This window comes from Streptosporangium sp. G11, from assembly GCF_051192615.1.
GTDB lineage: Bacteria > Actinomycetota > Actinomycetes > Streptosporangiales > Streptosporangiaceae > Streptosporangium.
Genome location: NZ_JBPJUQ010000023.1, coordinates 47,490 through 65,200, shown reverse-complemented (window position 1 = coordinate 65,200; position 17,711 = coordinate 47,490). Strand labels below are relative to the sequence as shown.

At 70.6% G+C, this 17,711-nt stretch carries 13 protein-coding genes; 5 read left to right on the top strand and 8 right to left on the bottom strand.

Going from position 1 to position 17,711, the window contains the following annotated elements; genetic code table 11:
• Positions 1-169: 169 nt before the first annotated feature.
• Complete coding sequence (locus ACSDR0_RS22180; protein WP_329084127.1) at positions 170-1,150, bottom strand: LacI family DNA-binding transcriptional regulator; 981 nt, start codon at positions 1,148-1,150, stop codon at positions 170-172.
• An 86-nt stretch (positions 1,151-1,236) separates the two neighbouring features.
• On the bottom strand, positions 1,237-2,874 hold the full coding sequence (locus ACSDR0_RS22175; RefSeq protein ID WP_435290777.1) for an ABC-F family ATP-binding cassette domain-containing protein: 1,638 nt from the start codon (positions 2,872-2,874) through the stop codon (positions 1,237-1,239).
• Positions 2,875-3,224: 350 nt separating this feature from the next.
• On the opposite strand from ACSDR0_RS22175, the gene ACSDR0_RS22170 reads away from it, so the two are divergent.
• Entirely contained in the window at positions 3,225-3,959 is a 735-nt protein-coding gene (locus ACSDR0_RS22170; RefSeq protein WP_435290776.1) for a hypothetical protein, read from the top strand.
• A 146-nt stretch (positions 3,960-4,105) separates the two neighbouring features.
• Positions 4,106-5,257, top strand: a complete 1,152-nt coding sequence (locus ACSDR0_RS22165; RefSeq protein WP_435290775.1) for an acyl-CoA dehydrogenase family protein — start codon at positions 4,106-4,108, stop codon at positions 5,255-5,257.
• A gap of 68 nt (positions 5,258-5,325) precedes the next feature.
• Here the strand turns inward: ACSDR0_RS22165 and ACSDR0_RS22160 are convergent, their stop codons facing one another.
• The 4 genes from ACSDR0_RS22160 to ACSDR0_RS22145 form a co-directional block, all read right to left on the bottom strand.
• Complete coding sequence (locus tag ACSDR0_RS22160) at positions 5,326-6,366, bottom strand: family 2 encapsulin nanocompartment cargo protein polyprenyl transferase (protein WP_435290774.1); 1,041 nt, start codon at positions 6,364-6,366, stop codon at positions 5,326-5,328.
• A gap of 54 nt (positions 6,367-6,420) precedes the next feature.
• Positions 6,421-7,806, bottom strand: a complete 1,386-nt coding sequence (locus tag ACSDR0_RS22155) for a family 2B encapsulin nanocompartment shell protein (protein ID WP_435290773.1) — start codon at positions 7,804-7,806, stop codon at positions 6,421-6,423.
• Positions 7,807-8,311: 505 nt separating this feature from the next.
• The gene (locus ACSDR0_RS22150; protein ID WP_435290772.1) at positions 8,312-9,511 is read right to left on the bottom strand and encodes a glycosyltransferase family 4 protein; all 1,200 of its coding nucleotides are present in this window, start codon (positions 9,509-9,511) and stop codon (positions 8,312-8,314) included.
• Positions 9,508-10,302, bottom strand: a complete 795-nt coding sequence (locus ACSDR0_RS22145; protein WP_435290771.1) for a sulfotransferase family protein — start codon at positions 10,300-10,302, stop codon at positions 9,508-9,510. Before ACSDR0_RS22145 ends, ACSDR0_RS22150 begins: the two co-directional genes overlap by 4 nt.
• 324 nt (positions 10,303-10,626) lie before the next feature.
• Here ACSDR0_RS22145 and ACSDR0_RS22140 point away from each other — a divergent pair, with 324 nt between their 5' ends.
• From ACSDR0_RS22140 to ACSDR0_RS22130, 3 genes are all read left to right on the top strand, one after another.
• On the top strand, positions 10,627-11,061 hold the full coding sequence (locus ACSDR0_RS22140; protein WP_435290770.1) for a hypothetical protein: 435 nt from the start codon (positions 10,627-10,629) through the stop codon (positions 11,059-11,061).
• A gap of 62 nt (positions 11,062-11,123) precedes the next feature.
• Complete coding sequence (locus ACSDR0_RS22135) at positions 11,124-11,987, top strand: NAD(+)/NADH kinase (protein ID WP_435290769.1); 864 nt, start codon at positions 11,124-11,126, stop codon at positions 11,985-11,987.
• 396 nt (positions 11,988-12,383) lie between these two features.
• The gene (locus ACSDR0_RS22130) at positions 12,384-13,829 is read left to right on the top strand and encodes an RICIN domain-containing protein (protein WP_435290768.1); all 1,446 of its coding nucleotides are present in this window, start codon (positions 12,384-12,386) and stop codon (positions 13,827-13,829) included.
• 381 nt (positions 13,830-14,210) lie between these two features.
• On the opposite strand, the gene ACSDR0_RS22125 is transcribed toward ACSDR0_RS22130, so the two are convergent.
• Entirely contained in the window at positions 14,211-15,323 is a 1,113-nt protein-coding gene (locus ACSDR0_RS22125) for a glycoside hydrolase family 53 protein (RefSeq protein WP_435290767.1), read from the bottom strand.
• A 143-nt stretch (positions 15,324-15,466) separates the two neighbouring features.
• Complete coding sequence (locus tag ACSDR0_RS22120) at positions 15,467-17,563, bottom strand: beta-galactosidase (RefSeq protein WP_435290766.1); 2,097 nt, start codon at positions 17,561-17,563, stop codon at positions 15,467-15,469.
• Between the last annotated feature and the right edge of the window lie 148 nt (positions 17,564-17,711).

Here is a 17,711-nt window from a genome sequence, read left to right as displayed (position 1 = left end):
CGATGCTGGATCATCGTGGGCAAGACCTGGAAACGGGTCCGGTGGGGCGTGGACGTCGACTCCAAGCCTCTCGAGTACCCGCAGCGCCCGCGGCACCGAGAACCGGCGAGGGGGCCGGGATCGGGCCGCCGGGCGCGGCGCACGACCTCCCGCCTCACGACAGGTCCTCTCAGCGCTTGACCGGGCCCGTCGAGGCCCTGACCACCAGCTCGGGTTCGAAGAGCAGCTCGTCGGCCGGGACCAGGGCCTTGTCGATCTGGGCCGCGAGAAGGTCGACGACCGCGCGGCCCATCGCGTCGATCGGCTGGCGCAGGGTCGTCAGCGGCGGGTCGGTGCAGTTCATCAGCGCGGAGTCGTCGTAGCCGATCACCGAGACGTCGTCGGGCACGGAGAGCCCCGCCCTGCGGGCCGCCCTGATCGCGCCCAGGGCCATCACGTCGCTGGCGCAGATGACGCCGGTCACACCCCTGCGAATGAGCCGCGCGGCCGCCGCGTGTCCCCCTTCCAGGGAGAACATGGTGTGCTCGACGAACTCGGGGTCGAGGTCCGCCGCGTCCAGCTTGCGTCGCGAGGGCACGTGGTCGGGGGGGCCGAGCACCATGCCGATCCGCTCGTGGCCCAGCGACCGCAGGTGGCCGAGCGCCATCTCGGCGGCGGCCACGTCGTCACAGGAGACCTGCGGGAAGGCGAGGTGCGCGACCGCCGCGTTCACCAGCACGGTCGGCAGGCGCCGCTCCCGCAGCAGCTCGTAGTGCTCGTGGGAGGCGTCGGCCTGGGCGAACAGGCCTCCGGCGAAGACGACGCCGGACACCTGCTGCTGGAGCAGCAGATCGACGTACTCCGCCTCGGAGACGCCGCCCAAGGTCCGGGTGCACAATACGGAGGTGAACCCCTGCTGGGCCAGCGCACCTCCGACCACCTCGGCGAAAGCGGGGAAAATGGGGTTCTGCAGCTCGGGGAGGACGAGCCCGACCAGCCGCGCCCTGTCGCCCCGCAACTGGGTCGGCCGCTCGTAGCCGAGCACGTCGAGCGCCGTGAGGACGGCCTCACGGGTCGCCTCGGACACTCCGGGCTTCCCGTTGAGCACGCGACTGACCGTCGCCTCGCTCATCCCGACCTTCTTGGCCACTTCTGCAAGCCGTCGCGTCATGATGAAACTATAAGGCAAGAGAAGCAATTACTTGCGGCAACTTGCGAAAGTTACGGCAACAGTCAGATCAGGATGACCGGCCCCGTTCAACTTTCGGTGATCCGGCCGCCGTCGACGTGGACCCGCCGGGTGGTGTGCACCGCGTCCAGCATCCGGCGGTCGTGGGTGACCAGCAGAAGCGTACCGGGATAGGAGGCGAGCGCGGACTCCAGCTGCTCGATCGCGACCAGGTCGAGGTGGTTGGTCGGCTCGTCGAGCACGAGCAGGTTCACCCCGCGCGCCTGGAGCAGCGCCAGCGCGGCCCGGGTCCGCTCCCCCGGCGACAGGGTGGCGGCCGGGCGCGGCACGTGCGCGGCGCGCAGCCCGAACTTGGCGAGCAGCGTGCGGACGTCACCGGGAACCATGTCGGGCACGGCGGCGCCGAAGGCGTCCACCAGGGGTTCGTCGCCGAGGAACAGCCCGCGCGCCTGGTCCACCTCGCCGACGACCACGCCGGGGCCCAGCGAGGCGTTGCCCTCCTGTAGCGGGAGCCGGCCCAGAAGCGCGGCCAGCAGGGTGGACTTGCCCGAGCCGTTGGCGCCGGTGACCGCCACCCGCTCGGCCCAGCCGACCTGCAGGTTCACCGGGCCGAGGGTGAACGCCCCGCGCCGGACCACGGCGTCGCGCAGCGTCGCGACGACGGCCCCCGACCTCGGGGCCACCGCGATCTCCATGCGGAGCTCCCACTCCTTGCGGGGCTCCTCGACCTCTTCCATCCGCTCGATCAGCCGCTCGGTCTGGCGGGCCTTCGCGGCCTGCTTCTCGGTCGTCTCGGTACGGAAGTTCCGGCCGATCTTGTCGTTGTCGGGCGCCTTGCGCCGCGCGTTCTTGACGCCCTTCTCCATCCAGGCGCGCTGCATCCCCGCCCGCTGCTTGAGGGAGGCGACGGTGCCGGCGTACTCCTCGTACTCGTCGCGGGCGTGCCGGCGGGCGACCTCGCGCTCGGCGAGATAGGCCTCGTAGCCACCGCCGTGCACCCTGACCAGCTGCTGGGCGAGGTCGAGCTCGACCACCCGGTTCACGGTCCTGGCCAGGAACTCACGGTCGTGGCTGACCAGGACGGTCCCGGCGCGCAGGCCGGTGACGAAGCGTTCGAGCCGCTCCAGCCCCTCCAGGTCGAGGTCGTTGGTGGGCTCGTCCAGCAGGAAGACGTCGTAGCGGCTGAGCAGCAGGGAGGCCATGCCCGCCCGCGCGGCCTGGCCGCCGGAGAGCGCCGTCATCGGCCGGTCGAGCTCCACGGCGAGCCCGAGTTCGGCGACGACCTCTCCGGCCCGGTCCTCCAGGTCGGCACCGCCCAGGGCGAGCCAGCGCTCCAGACCGGCGGCGTAGTCGTCGTCGGCCCCCGGGGTGCCCTCCACCAGCCCCTGGGTCGCGGCGTCCAGCGCGCGCTGCGCGGCGGCCACCCCCGTACGGCGGGCCAGGAAGTCCGCGATCGTCTCATCCGCGCGGCGCTCGCGCTCCTGGGGCAGGTAGCCGACCGACGCCGAAGGCGGGCTGAGCCGCACGGAGCCGTGCTCGGGAGGGAGCAGCCCCGCGAGGATCCTCATCAGGGTGGACTTGCCCGCGCCGTTCACGCCGACCAGGCCGACGACGTCGCCGGGGGCGACCACCAGGTCGAGCCCGGCGAAAAGCGCTCGGTCGCCGTGTCCGGCGGCCAGATCCTTGGCGACGATGGTGGCACTCATACGTAAACGCTATCCGCCCGCCGGCACCACGGCGTCACATCCCCTTTGTCCGTTATGTCCGATCGACGATCCCAGTCCGCCCCACACCCGGACACCACCACACGACCCCTCACCCCCGAAACCTTATTCCCGACAATTCGGACATATCGTACTTATCGGAAAAAAATTTCTGGGCCTCGGAGATCGATGACTGACCTGGCCGTTCTCACCGGGAAACGTTACCTTACGGAAACTTAAACCCGCTTTTTTGGGGACTTCAGGCAACATCAGTCGCTTCCGTGTCGTCTTATGGAGCGGGAACGGTCAACCCTGGCCGTCTCCGAGAACGGGGAGAAGAGGAAAGCGTCTTGATGAAACGAATCGCCATCGGTCTGCTGTCAGCGGCGGTGAGCAGCTCGCTGCTCCTGTCCGCGGGAACGGCCTCCGCGGAGCGAGTCGCTCTCAGTGTGCGCATCGACAACGTCAACCCGAACCCGGTCGTCGTGAAGGGAGACGACGACACGAGGGTCACCATCGAGGTCCGCACCACCGAGGCCACTCGCGTCGAGCTTCGCCTCAGGCCGGTCTCCGACCAGGCCCGCACCCAGGCTGCGCAGGAGCCCAGGCTCCTCCACGAGGGTGACCTGTGGCGCTTCACGACCAGCTTCGACGAGAACGACTTCGAGGGTCGCTGGGTCGCGATCGCCGACGCGTACGACAAGGACGGCAAGAAGGTGACCGATGAGGTCAACTTCTCCGTCGCGCACGAGCAGGACGAGAAGGCGGAGACCCGCGTCTACCGGTTCTCCGCGAACCCCGACAGCGTCCGCAAGGGCCGCTGGGTCTACTTCACCGGTCGTCTCCAGGTCGACGACGACCGCTGGAAGGGCGTGCGGGGCGAGGAGGTGGAGATCTACTTCCGCAAGCGCGGCTCCAGCGCCTGGAAGTTCGTGACCTCCCCCGACACCGGCCGGTACGGCACGTTCCATGCCAGGGCCCGCGCGTACACGAGCGGCGAGTACCGCGCCGTCTTCGACGGCACCGACGAGCTCTCCGAGAGCCGCAGCCGGTCCGACCGGGTGCGCGTGTACACCCGTCGCTGGTAGTCCCGCCTGAGGCCGCGGCGCGGCCGGACGGCGACCGACGCGGAGGCCCGGGGCGACCCGGGCCTCTGCCGTTTCCGGTGTGTCCCGCTTGATGCCCCGACTTTCGGGCAGCGGAGAGGCACGACGACCGGAGGGAAGCCGCGCCGATGACGACGGGTGATTTCTACGACTACTCCGACCTGCTGGAGGAGCACGAGAAGGAGATCGTGCTCCGGGTACGGGAGTTCATGGCGCGCGAGGTCGCGCCCATCGCGAACGAGGCGTGGACCAACGCCCGCTTCCCCCACCAGCTGATTCCCGAACTCGCCAAGCTCGACATCGCGGGCCTGGCCTACCGGGGGGCGCGGAGCCTGCTGACCGGGTTCGTGGTTCTGGAGATGAACCGGGTGGATCCGTCGATGGGCACGTTCTTCGGCGTCCACAACGGCCTGGCGATGGGCAGCATAGACCGGCTGGGCTCGGAGGAGCAGCGGGAGCGATGGCTGCCGCCGATGGCGGCGATGGAGAAGATCGGGGCGTTCGCGCTGACGGAACCCGAGGGAGGCTCCGACGTCGCGGCGGGGCTGCGCACGACGGCCCGGCGCGAGGGCGACGTGTGGGTGCTCAACGGGGCCAAACGCTGGATCGGCAACGCGACCTTCGCCGACCTGATCGTGGTGTGGGCCAAGGACGAGGCCGACGGGCAGGTCAAGGGATTCGTGGTGGAGAAGGGCACGCCCGGCTTCGCCGCGACGAAGATCGAGAACAAGATAGCCCTGCGGACGGTCCAGAACGCCGACATCACGCTCACCAACTGCCTGGTGCCGGAGATCAACCGGCTGCGGAGGGCCAACGGCTTCCGCGACACCGGCACCATCCTGCGGCAGACCCGGGGAGGCGTGGCCTGGCAGGCGGTGGGGTGCATGACCGGCGCCTACGAGCTCGCGCTGGAGTACGCCAAGACCCGCGAGCAGTTCGGGCGGCCGATCGCGGGGTTCCAGCTCGTACAGGACCTGCTCGTACGGATGCTGGGCAACGTCACCTGCTCGCTGGGCATGGTGGTGCGGCTGGCACAGCTCCAGGACGCGGGCGTCTACAAGGACGAGCACTCGGCCATGGCCAAGGCCTTCTGCACGGCGCGGATGCGCGAGGCCGTGGGATGGGCCCGGGAGATCCTGGGCGGCAACGGCATCGTCCTCGACTACGACGTCGGCCGGTTCGTGGCCGACTCCGAGGCGATCTACTCCTACGAGGGGACGCGCGAGATCAACACCCTGATCGTGGGACGGGCGATCACCGGTACGAGCGCCTTCGTCTGACCCCTCCGTCCGAGCACTCGGACGGAGGGCTCGGACGGCGAACTCCGTCGGGGATACGACGCCGCCGGTCAGTGGTCGCGGCGGGCGGCGAGGCGGGCGAGCGTGGCCAGCTCGGCGGCGGGCCGGGGCGGCGCGCCCGCGGCCCCCAGGTGACGCAGGGCCCGGGTGAGCAGCTCGTCGGCCTCCACCTGGGTCCAGGCCCGCCCGCCCGCCGCCTCGACGAGCTCGGCCGCGTGGACCAGCTCGGCGTCGGAGAGCGGCTGTTCCCGATGGTAGAGCCCGGCCAGCTCCCGTCCGGCCGGGGTGCCGGAGGTCAGGGCGGCGACGACCGGGATGGACTTCTTGCGGCTGCGCAGATCCGAGTGAACCGGCTTGCCGGTCGCCTCGGGATCTCCCCAGATGCCCAGCAGGTCGTCGACGAGCTGGAACGCCAGCCCCAGGTCCCTGCCGAAGGCGACGAGATGCTCGACCTGCTCGGGGCCGCCACCTCCGAACAGGGCGCCGAGCCCGCAGGCGCACCCCAGCAGGGCCCCGGTCTTGCCGACCGCCATTCTCAGGCACTCGTCGGGTCCGACGTCCCGGCGTTCCTCGAAGGCGACGTCCGCGCTCTGGCCGTCCAGCAGCTCCTGGACCGCGACGCTGAAAATTCGTGTCGCCTCGGCGGTGATCGGGTGCCCTCCGGTCGCGAGCACGTCGAAGGCCAGTGTCAGCAACGCGTCACCGGCCAGGATGGCCGGGCTGACGCCGAAGACGGCCCAGGCCGTGGGGCGGTGGCGGCGGGTCCGGTCACCGTCCATCACGTCGTCGTGCAGGAGAGAGAAGTCGTGCACCAGCTCGACGGCCGCCGCCGGCCGGAGCGCCGAGACGGCGCTGCCCCCGACGGCCTCGGCCGACAGCAGGGCCAGCGCGGGACGGATCGACTTGCCTCCGCTGGTCGTGGACGGTCTGCCCTGCTCGTCCCACCAGCCGAAGTGGTATCCGGCGATGCGCCTCATCGAGGCGGGCAGCGTGTCGGCCGCCGGGCGCAGGGTCGCCTCGACCATGTCCCGGCTCCAGGCCAGCACCTCGCCCGCGGACCGCCCGTCCGTCGACGTCTCAATGGTCCTCATGCTTGCTCTCCCTCGCTCAGCGGCCGTTCCGAAAGGTGGATCGCTCGCCCGTCCTCAGTGGCCGATCTCGACGTCTTCCAAGATGCCGAGCGCGTCGGGCACCAGGACGGCGGCGGAGTAGTAGGCGCTGACCAGGTAGGAGATGATCGCCTTCTCACTGATGCCCATGAAGCGGACCGACAGGCTGGGCTGGTATTCGTCGGGGATGCCGGTCTGGTGCAGGCCGATGACCCCCTGGTTGTCCTCGCCGACGCGCAGGGCCAGGATCGAGGTGGTCCGGGTGTCGGTGATGGGGATCTTGCTGCAGGAGAAGATGGGGACGCCGCGCCAGGCGGGCACCCCGCTACCGCCGACGTCGACGCCCTGCGGGTAGAGGCCGCGCGCGTTGCACTCGCGGCCGAAGGCGGCGATGGCGTGCGGGTGGGCCAGGAAGAAGCTCGTGCTCCTGCGGCGGCTGAGCAGCTCGTCGAGGTCGTCGGGGGTGGGCGGGCCGGTGCGGGTGTGGATCCGCTGCTTGAGGTCGGCGTTGTGCAGCAGCCCGAACTCGCGGTTGTTGATCAGCTCGTGCTCCTGCCGCTCGCGCAGCACCTCGATCGTCAGCCGGAGCTGCTGCTCGATCTGGTCCATCGGGTCGTTGTAGAGGTCGGCCACCCGGGTGTGCACCCGCAGGACCGTCTGCGCGACGCTCAGCCGGTATTCGCGCGGGGTGAGCTCGTAGTCGACGAACGTGCCCGGCAGGTCGGCCTCTCCCTCGTGCCCGGCGGCCACCTCGACGGCGGCCTCGCCGTACTTGTTCTGCGGTCCGCGGGCGGACGTCTCCCGCTGCCGCAGATGGGCCTGGAGCGTCTCCGACTGCCCGGCCAGCTCCAGGAAGGCGTGCCGGGGCAGGACCATCGCCGTGCCGCTGGTGACCGCCTTGGCGGTGAACGGCCACTCGCTCTCGTCGCCCGCCAGCGCGTCGTCGCCGAAGTGGTCGCCCGCGGCCAGCACGGTCAGCACGATCTCGTCGCCGTACGGGCCGGTGCCGATCTTGTTGACCTTGCCGTGCGCGATGAGCACGACCTCGTCGGCCGGATGCCCCGACTCCACGAGCACGTCATCGGCCTGGAACTCCCGCTGGACGAACCGGCCGGCCAGCGCGTCGAGGACGTCGGAGTCGTCGAACCCGCGCAGCAGGGGCAGCTCGCACAGCTCGGCCGGGATGACCGCCACCTGCGACCCGGTGTTGGTGAAGCTCACCCGCCCGTCGCCGATCGTGTAGGTCAACCGCCGGTTGACGCGGTAGGTGCCGCCCGAGACCTGCGTCCAGGGGAGCATCCGCAGCAGCCACCGTGAGGTGATCTCCTGCATCTGGGGAGTCGACTTGGTCGTCGTCGCCAGGTTACGCGCGGCGTCCGTACTCAAACTCAGCTGCGACCGGCCAGCCTCGAACTCCGTCACAACACACCACCGATCCGTGTTCGTACCGACAGGGGAAAGACATGAATCAACCAGGGGGGAACGTCAATTACCCGCGACAGAAACGGCAGAATCGTTGACCCCCCGATGCGCGGAGCCGGATACGGCCCGCCACCGTGGACGCCTCAATTTTGGGTTGCCCTTAAATATCTTGTCAAGCATTGGATACGATCTGGCCGACAATCAACAAAGTCGCCGTTGTCAAATGCCCGAAAAAGATTGAATGTCTTATTCATGTCGGCGTGGAGCTCGCGTACATGCCCTTTGACCTGGGGATATCTGTCATTCCAGACATCACATCAGCCATCCTCGACAAGCGGGATCGCGACACGAAAAACCCTCTCCGCGCGACGTGGAGAAACACCTCCCGGCAGCCTCGGGCGCACCCGCGGACCCGCGCGAAAGCGCGGCGGGACAACAGCGAAAAAAGCGAAATATCATCCGAGGCGATATTTCGCATGAAAACCGAAAAGTCAGGCAGAACCGGTCAGCGTGACCGTTCCGGTGCGCGGCCCAGGAGTTCGGCGAACAGGTTCTCCCAGAGCGGCATGATCGCCTCGGGCGTGTAGTCGCGCGCGGTGACGGCCGCGGCGGCCCCCATCCGCTCCCGCAGTTCCCGGTCCTCGATGAGCCGGATCATCGCCGCCGCCAGCGCGTCGACGTCCCGCGGAGGGACGAGCAGCCCGTCGATCCCGGGGGTCAGCACGTCGGCCGGGCCGGTCGGGCAGTCGAAGGCGACGACGGGCAGCGCCTGGGTCATCGCCTCGATCATCACCATCGGCAACCCCTCGAACCGCGAGCTGAGCACGTAGAAGGAGGCCTTGGCCAGTTCCTCGTCGAGGCGGTCGGTCCGTCCCATCAGGGTGACGTTGTCACGCAGCCCGTGCTCCTTCAGGAGCTCGCGCAGCGCGTCCTTCTTCGGGCCGGTGCCGTAGATGCGCAGCCGCCAGTCGGGATGGTGGTCGACGACCTGCCGGAACGCGGGGATCAGCAGGTCGAAGCCCTTCTGCCCGACGAGCCGCCCGGCCGCGACCACGAGCCTGTCGTCCTGCCAGGAGAGCGGCCGCCGCACGGGGCCGACCGCGTTGGGGATGCGCACGACGGGGGTGCCGGGCAGGAGCGCCTGGTACTCCCTCCTGTCGGTCCCGGTGAGCACGGCCACCGCGTCCAGGCCGCCGTAGTGGCGGGCGATCGCCGACCGGACCGCCTTGGGGTGAGTGGCCAGGTTCATGTGTTCCTGGGCGATCCTGACGACGCTCGCGGGGGCGCGCCGGGCGGAGATGAGGTTCAGCGCGGGGCGGGTGGTGACCAGGATGCCGTCCTGGAGCGCGGAGACGTGGTCGATGACGGCCCGCTCCACGCGCTCGGTGAAATAGGAGGCCGCGAACTCGCCCGCGGGCACGATCTTGCCCCGGATCCGCCGCCAGGCCCTGCGCCCCACCGAGTCGGCGGGCCTGCCGTCACGCTGGTCCGACAGCGCCAGAAGGCGGACGCGCGCGTCGATCGGGAACTGGGGCTTCTCCCTCCGGCGCACCACACTGACGATCTCGACCTCGTGCCCGGCCGCGGCCATCGCGTTCGCCTGGTTGATCACCGTGCGGATCGTCCCGCCCATGCCGTACGCGTGCAGGAGCATGTAGCGGATCCTCATGGCCCCGGGAGCCCCGGGCACTCCGGGCGCCGTCATGTGGGCTCCGCGGCGTGCGGCAGGTATCCCCAGCTCTCACACATCGGCCTGAGCGACTCGGGGATCTCCTCCACCCCCGGCAGGTCGCGCGCGGGCTGCACGCTCCCCGAGCGGATCTTGTCCTTCCAGTCGCCGAGCCCCTTCTCCAGCACGGCCTGCTCCCCGTACGCCAGCATCTCCGGCTCCCAGGGGATGCCGAGGAAGTCGCAGACGCGGCGCGACTCGGCCTCGGGGTCGGCGGTCAGGTCCTCGTACCGCACGGTGCACCCGCTGAGCGCGCCCCGCGCCCGCTGCACGGCCTTCATGTAGCGCAGGGCGTCGAGTGCCGCCTCCTCGGGCGTCCTCTTGCCCGCGCCGGCCTCGTACCACGAACTCGCGACGGACGCCGGGTGGCGCAGCAGGAAGACGAACCGGGCGTCCGGCCAGCAGGCGGCGATGCGCCGGTACGCGAAGGCGTTGGCCGGTGTCTTGTCCACGACGAACGTCTTGCCGCTCCTGACCAGCTCGCGGTGGAGCACGCGATCCCACAGCAGGTGTTCCAGGTCGGCCCGGTCATGCCCGAGGGCTCCCATGGCCTTCTCGGCCAGCGAGGTGCCGAACTCCACCCGGAGCCTCCGCACGTGCAGTTCGTGTGGGGCGTGCAGCATGGAGTGGGCGTTGAGCAGCGCCCTCAGGAGCGTGGAACCGGACCTGACCGGTGAGAGGATGAAGATCGGAGCGACCAGCAGCCGGTCGGTCTTCGGGTCCGCGGGCGGCCTGAACGACTCCTCCACCGCCGCGGACGTCCTCACGGTCGCCGGTGGACCGACTTTCCCTACTCGGTTAAGCTGGAATCCGGTCAGCCTGACAAGGGCGTCGTTGGCCTTGCGCTGCCAGTCCATGCCCAGGGAGGGTAGTCACCTTTCCTGGCATTTAACTGTGTGTTCACTCAAGAACACCTCTCCGTCCACTGACGCGCCTCCCGCCCCCGAACGTAATGGCTGGGCAAAGCCGGTGATTCACCCCCTCCGCGCGGGGTAGTGACACGTTCTCACAGCTCAGACGGCATGCGTCCGGTGTCGGACGAACTCCGGCGCGCCGCCCCGAGCCCGCCGCGCCCGCGAGGAGGAGATCGAGTGCCCCATGACGTACGGCCGGAGACGGCCTCCTCCCAGACATCGCCGGACACCTCGCCCCGAGCCTCGTCCCCCGACCTCGACGACGCCACCGTCGAGGCCCTGGGCAAGCTCTCCGAGGCGCTGGAGACGACCGAGAGGGCCCGCGGCCACCTCTACTCCTTCCACCAGCTGACCGGCCACGCCGACCTGCAGCTCGACGAGGCCGTGGAGCTGCTGCGCGCCGCCGGCCACCCGGAGATGGCCGACATGGTGACCCGCGAGCTGATCGGCCTCGACGTCGTCCCCGGCCGGTGGACGTTCCAGGTCGTGGAGGAGTACGAGGACGGCTACCACAGCGTCTTCACCAACGTGGAGAAGCGGATCAGGGACCGGCTGGCGGGCGGGCGCCGCCACCTGCACGAGGCGCGGATGAAGGAACGGCGCCAGAGCTGATCATCCGTCCCCCGCCTTCGCGGCGTACGGCTCCACCGCCGGGCCCCCGTACAGTGTGGGGCATGGGGATGGTCAAGACCGTGGGGCTGGTTCTGCACCCGCAGCGCGATTCGAAGGTGGCCATCGACACGATCGTGGAGTGGGCCCGCTCCCGCGACGTCACGGTGCTGGGGCTGCCCGACGAGGTCGGGCGCATCGACTGCAGCGCGGTGGCGGTCGACCACTCCACCCTGGTCGACCGCGCCGACCTGCTGGTCAGCCTTGGCGGCGACGGCACGATGCTGCGCACCATGCGGCTCATCCTGGGGCGCAAAACTCCCGTGCTGGGCGTCAACCTCGGCAAGCTGGGGTTCCTCGCGGAGATCGACGTCGACGAGCTGCCCCCCGCGCTGTCGGCCATCGACAACCACGACTACACGGTCGAGCCGCGCATGGCCGTGCGGGCGACGCTGCCCGACGGCACGGCGGTGACCGCGTTCAACGACATCGCCCTGGTGCGGATACCGGGTGACGGGCTGTCGGCGGTGTCGATCACCGTGGAGGGCCACCCCTTCGTGCGCTACGCGGCCGACGCGGTGATCGTGGCCACCCCCACCGGATCGACCGCCTACAGCTTCTCCGCGGGCGGTCCCATCGTGTCGCCGACGGTCGAGGGGTTCCTGGTGGTCCCCGCCGCGGCGCACTCGTCGTTCAACCGGGCCCTCGTGCTGTCGGCCGACGAGCGGGTCGTGCTCGACCTGCTGCCGACGAGCGGGCGGCTGGCGGTGGAGGTGGACGGCGGGGTGGCCGCGCACCTGACACCCGGGGACGCGCTCGGCGTCACCGCGATCCGCGCCGCCGCCTGGGTGGTCCGGCTCGGCCCGAAGAGCTTCTACGACCGCGCCCGCCGCAAGCTCCGCGTCAACGGCAGCGCCGAGGTCGACTAGACCGTCCCGGACTCCTCACACCGCTCCGGCGGGGCGCCGTCCCTGAATCCTCACGCCACCCCGGCGGGGCGCCGTTCCGGACTCCTCGCACCACCGGGCCGACCCGGAATCCTCGCACCGCTCCGGCGGGGCGCCGTCCCTGAATCCTCGCGTCGCCTCGGCGGGGCGCCGTCCCGCGCGCCCTCCATCGGTCACCGAGCGTGACGGCGGGACGGCCGGGTGACAGCGGTCGTCATGAAAGTTTCACAGCCCGCTTGACAGCGGGAAAGCGCTTACCTACCTTGTGGGTTGTTCGCTCACATGTACGCGGATCGCATATGTGAACGGCGAGTGCTCGCTGGGGGGATTCCGAACCGCAGGCCGTATCGGCCTGCCGGACCAGCAAGGAGCTCGACTGTGCTGTACAGAATCAACGCGAAGGCGGCCGGCGCGGTCATCGCCGTCGCCGCCCTCGCCCTGTCGGGGATGGTGGCCGGCGTCTCCGCCGCCTCGGCCGCCGCCCCCGCCGCGGGAAACTACAATCTGGTGAACAACGGCAGCGGCCTGTGTCTGACCGTTCCCGGCGCCAGCTCGTCCACCGGCGTCCAGCTCACCCAGAGCGGCTGCGGCGGCTCCGGCCAGACGTGGGCGGTGACCGGGAGCGGCACCCAGCTCAAGGCCACCCACAGCGGCCTGTGCGCGGGTGTGAAGGACGCCAGCACCTCCGCGGGCAAGGCCGTTCAGCAGGAGAGCTGCTCGGGCGGGTCGTCGCAGACGTGGAACCTGACCGAGTCGGGCTCCAACTACCGGGTGGTCAACGCCAACGGTGGCAAGTGCCTCAACACCAAGGACAACTCCACCTCCTCCGGCGCCCTCGTCCAGCAGAACTCCTGCGACTCGGTGGCGACCAAGCAGTGGCGGCTCGTCCCCGCGGGAGGCCCGCAGCCGACCCCGACCGTCACCCCGACCCCCGGCCCGACGCCCACGGTCACCCCCACTCCCGGCAACCCGGGCGGCCTCGTCGGCTGGGCGACCCAGGGCGGCGGCACCACCGGCGGCGGCAACGCCTCCCCCACCACGGTGAGCAACTCCTCCGCGCTGGCCAGCGCGCTCTCGGCGAGCGGCGCGGCCGTCATCCGGGTGTCGGGCACGATCTCCTGCTCCGGAATGCTCAGGGTCGCCTCCAACAAGACGATCCTCGGCAACTCCGGCGCCACCATCGCGGGCTGCGGTTTCAACATCTCCGAGGCGTCCAACGTCATCGTCCGCAACCTGTCCTTCCGCGACTGGAACGACGACGGCATCCAGGTCCAGTACTCGACCCGGGTCTGGATCGACCACAACACCTTCAGCAACGGCTATGACGGCGCCGTGGACGTCAAGCGGGCCAGTGACTACGTCACCATCTCCTGGAACAAGGTCACCAACCATGACAAGTCCATGCTGCTCGGCCACGACGACGGCAACGGCAGCGAGGACCGCGGGCGCCTGCGCGTGACGTACCACCACAACTGGTTCGACGGCACCACCCAGCGCCACCCGCGCGTGCGCTTCGGCAACCCGGTGCACGTCTACAACAACTACTACGGGAGCGTCGGCGGCTACGGCGTGGCCTCCACCGAGGGCGCGGGCGTCCTGGTCGAGGGCAACTACTTCGAGAACACCGACGACCCCTACCACCTCGGCGAGGGGGACTCGGGACCGGGCACCCTGGTCGCCCGCAACAACCACTTCGTCAACTCCGGCAGCGGCCAGGCCGGCGGCAGCGTGTCCTCCATCCCCTACTCCTACTCCCTCGACGGCGCCTCCAGCGTCAAGTCGATCGTGACCGGCGGCGCCGGCGCGGGCCGGATCTCCGTCTGACGCGGACCCCGCCCCACGTCGTCTGACCCGCCCCTGACCCGGGTCCGGCGAGGCACCGTTCCCGAGTGGCCGGGCTCCCCCGTGGAGCCCGGTCAGAGGTTTTCCCGGCCCTTCGGCTCCCCGGTGAGCCCAGAATCCGGTGTCGGCCCCGGCGCCCGGCGTCGGATGCCGAGGCCGGCGACGGCCGTACCGATCGGCACCGGACAGCGACGAACAGCACCGATCAGCGCGTCGACGCCGATCGGTGCTGATCAGTGTTCCGGGTCGGTGCGAGCGGTTCCGCTCAGTGTTCCGGGTCGGTGTGGGCCGTTCCGCTCAACGCCACTCAACGCCGCCCAGCATGTCAGTGCCGTGCGGCCCCGGACAGCGCGTCGGTGCCGCTCAGCGCCGGGCGAACGTCCTGACCGTGGGAAGCAGCTGGTCGTCGAAGCCGAACAGGGCCTGGTTCTCCCAGCCGTTGCCCGAGGAGGGGTCGGCCGGGTCCCAGCCGTTGCCGGGCACTCCCGTCCAGGTGGCCTCCCAGTAGAAGACGCCCAGGCCCAGGCCGCCGGGGACGGACCTGACCGCGTCCGCCACGTCCCGCATCATCGCGGCCTGCCCCGCGGGGGTGGCCGGGTATCCGGGGTACGGCTCGGCGGAGGTGATGATGTTCTCCCAGCCGTCGTCGTCGGCGGCGGTGAAGGGGTAGGCGGTCTCGACCACCACCAGCGGCCTGCGGTAGCGGGCGGCGACGTCGTGCAGGTTGGCGCGGAACGCCTCCAGCGTCCCGTGCCAGAAGGAGTAGTAGGACAGGCCGATCACGTCGTAGCGGACGCCGTTGGCCGCGGCGCTGTCGAACCACCAGCGGTACAGGCCGTTGTCCGCGCCGTCGGCCAGGTGGAGCACCACCTTCGTCGAACGGGACACGGCCTTGGCCGCGTCGTGACCCGCGTTGAGCAGTGCGGCCATGTTCGGCCAGTTGTCCCAGCGGCCGTCCGGCCAGAGCAGGCCGCCGTTGAGCTCGTTGCCGATCTGCACCATGTCGGCCGTGGTCCCCTGGGCCTTCAGCGCGCCCAGCACGTCGTGGGTGTGGTCGTAGACGGCCTGCCTGAGCTCCTCGAACGGCAGTGCGCTCCAGGTCGCGGGCTTGTTCTGCTTGCCTGGGTCGGCCCAGCTGTCGGAGTAGTGGAAGTCGACCAGCAGCCCCATGCCCTGGGCCTTCGCCCGCTTGGCGAGGGCCAGCACCCGCGCCTTGGTGTTGTAGCCGTCGGCCGGGTTCACCCACACCTTCAGCCGGACGTAGTTGAGCCCGGCCGAGCGCAGGATGGCCAGCGCGTCGCCGCGCCTGCCGTCCGGGTGGCGGTAGACGCCGCCGAGCGCCTCCGACTTGGCCAGGCTGGAGACGTCAGCGCCCCTGATGGGCAGGCCGCCCCGGTCATGGCCGGTCGCGGCGTGCGCCGGTTGACCCGCGGTGAGCGCGGCGGCGCACAGCAGCACCGCCAGGATCTTCCTCATCGTTTCTCCTTGGGCGTGGAACCTCCGCCTTCACGCGGAGGGGGGATGGCGACCTCCCCGCGCCGCTCGGGAACGGCGGGGGAGGTCCAGGAGCCCCCCGGTGGCGCGCCGCGGTCAGGTGGCCGGCGCGGCCCCGGGGACGATCACGCGTCCCCGGCCGATTCGACGACCGTGACGCCGCCGGCGGGCACGGTCGCCGACCCGGTGTACGCGGCGCCGTCGAAGACCCCGGTCCCGCTCACCCCCTGGACGGTGACCGGCTCGTCGCCGTGGTTGAAGAGGAAGAGGTGGCGGCCCCGGCGTACGAGCTCCAGGGTGTCGGGCAGGTCGCGCGGACGGGACACGCCCGCCAGGTCGAGGGCCGCGCGGAGGATCGCGCGCAGATCCCGGCCGCCGCCCGTTCCCGTTCCCGTCCCGGTTCCGCCGTCACCTGCTCCCGTGTCGCCGGAGGACCCCGCCGTGCCGGAGCCGGGGAAGGGGGCGTGGTCGGGGGCCGGGTCGAGGGCGGTGGCGACGTACCAGGCCGTGCCCGCGCCCAGCTCGTGGCGGGTCACCGCGGGGTGGCCCGCGTCCGGCCCGCCGGTGAAGGCGTGGACGGCGCGCGCCCCGGCGAGGCGTACCCGCTCGGACCAGATCCGGCCGGTCAGGCCGCCGTCGCCGACGGGCACCGTGCCGTTCTCCGGCAGCGGGTGGAACTCCTCCACCCACAGGCCGAGCACGTCGCGCAGCGCGCCGGGGTGGACGCCGGGGTGGATGGCGTCGTTCTCGTCGACGATGCCGGAGAAGTAGGAGACGACCAGGTGCCCGCCCGCCTCGACGTAGCGGCGCAGATTCTTGCCCGCCGCCTCCGTGAGCAGGTAGGAGCTGGGGACGACGACCATCCGGTACGCCGAGAGGTCGGCGGAGGGGTGGGCGAAGTCGACGGTGACGTGCTCGCGCCAGAGGGCTTCGTAGTAGGCCTCCACGCGCTCGCGAAAGCGCAGGTCGACCGAGGGGCGCCACTCCAGTTCCAGCGCCCAGTACGACTCCCAGTCCCACACGAGCGCGACCTCGGCCTCGACACGGGAGCCGCGCACCGCGGCCAGCCCGCGCAGGTCGGCACCGAGGGCGACCACGTCGCGCCAGAGATCCGAGCCGGTCCCCGCGTGCGGCAGCATCGCCGAGTGGAACTTCTCCGCGCCGTGGCGGGAGGCACGCCACTGGAAGAACAGCACCGAGTCCGACCCGCGGGCGACGTGGGCGAGGCTGTTGCGCCGCATCTCCCCCGGCCGCTTGGCGAGGTTGCGCGGCTGCCAGTTGACGGCGCCGGTCGAGTGCTCCATGAGCATCCACGGGCGCCCGCCCGCCACCGAGCGGGTGAGGTCGGCGGCCATGGCCAGCTCGATGTGGTTCTCGGCCCGCCCGGCGTCGAGGTAGTGGTCGTTGGAGACGACGTCCACCTCGCCCGCCCACCGCCAGTAGTCCATCGGCTCGCAGTTGGGGATCATGAAGTTGGTGGTGACCGGCTGGTCGCCGAAGCGGCGGATGGCGTCGCGCTCGCGCCGGAAGTTGGCGATGTGCGCGTCGACGGAGAAGCGGGCGTAGTCGAGCTGCAGGGCCGTCAGCTGGCCGACCGGCGCGATCCTCGGCGGCTCCACCTCGTCGAACGAGCCGTAGGTCAGCCCCCAGAACGTGGTCCCCCAGGCCGCGTTGAGCGCCGCCACGTCCCCGTGCCGCTCGCGCAGCCAGTCGCGGAACGCCTTGGCCGAGGTCTCGCAGTAGCAGCGCGCGTTGGCCCAGCCGTACTCGTTGTGGACGTGCCACATGACGACCGCCGGGTGCCCGGCGTAGCGGGCGGCGATCCGCCCGGCGATCCGCTCGGAGGCGGCGGCGTACTCCGGGGAGCTGGGACAGAAGCTGTGCCGGGAGCCACCGGCGATGACGCGGCCCTCGCGGTCGACCAGGCGGGCGCCGGGGTGGGTCGTCCTGAACCAGGTGGGCGGGGACGAGGTCGGCGTCGCGAGGTCGATCATGACGCCACAGGAGTGCAGCAGGTCGACGATCCTGTCCAGCCTGCCGAAGTCGTAGACCCCCTCGGCGGGCTCCAGCAGGCTCCAGTTGAAGATGCCGAGGCTGACCAGGTTGACCCCGGCCTCGCGCATCAGCCGGACGTCCTCGCGCCAGACCTCCTCCGGCCACTGCTCGGGGTTGTAGTCCCCGCCGTACGCGATGCCCTCTGGCAGGGCGGGATATCCGGGCAACGACTCCCCCTCGAATGGTTTCTGTGAACGTGCACAGTAATGCAGGGCCGACAACTACGGAAGACCACTCACAGTATCCTCGGCGGATCAGGGGGTTAACAAGAACGTAACGGGCATTGACAGCACCTCCTGCGAGATTTCAGTCTGT

Bases quoted from the DNA above. Each gene is read 5' to 3' on its own strand.
- ACSDR0_RS22180 (WP_329084127.1), bottom strand. From the start codon at position 1,150: ATGACGCGACGGCTTGCAGAAGTGGCCAAGAAGGTCGGGATGAGCGAG.
- ACSDR0_RS22175 (WP_435290777.1), bottom strand. From the start codon at position 2,874: ATGAGTGCCACCATCGTCGCCAAGGATCTGGCCGCCGGACACGGCGAC.
- ACSDR0_RS22170 (WP_435290776.1), top strand. From the start codon at position 3,225: ATGAAACGAATCGCCATCGGTCTGCTGTCAGCGGCGGTGAGCAGCTCG.
- ACSDR0_RS22165 (WP_435290775.1), top strand. From the start codon at position 4,106: ATGACGACGGGTGATTTCTACGACTACTCCGACCTGCTGGAGGAGCAC.
- ACSDR0_RS22160 (WP_435290774.1), bottom strand. From the start codon at position 6,366: ATGAGGACCATTGAGACGTCGACGGACGGGCGGTCCGCGGGCGAGGTG.
- ACSDR0_RS22150 (WP_435290772.1), bottom strand. From the start codon at position 9,511: ATGACGGCGCCCGGAGTGCCCGGGGCTCCCGGGGCCATGAGGATCCGC.
- ACSDR0_RS22135 (WP_435290769.1), top strand. From the start codon at position 11,124: ATGGGGATGGTCAAGACCGTGGGGCTGGTTCTGCACCCGCAGCGCGAT.
- ACSDR0_RS22125 (WP_435290767.1), bottom strand. From the start codon at position 15,323: ATGAGGAAGATCCTGGCGGTGCTGCTGTGCGCCGCCGCGCTCACCGCG.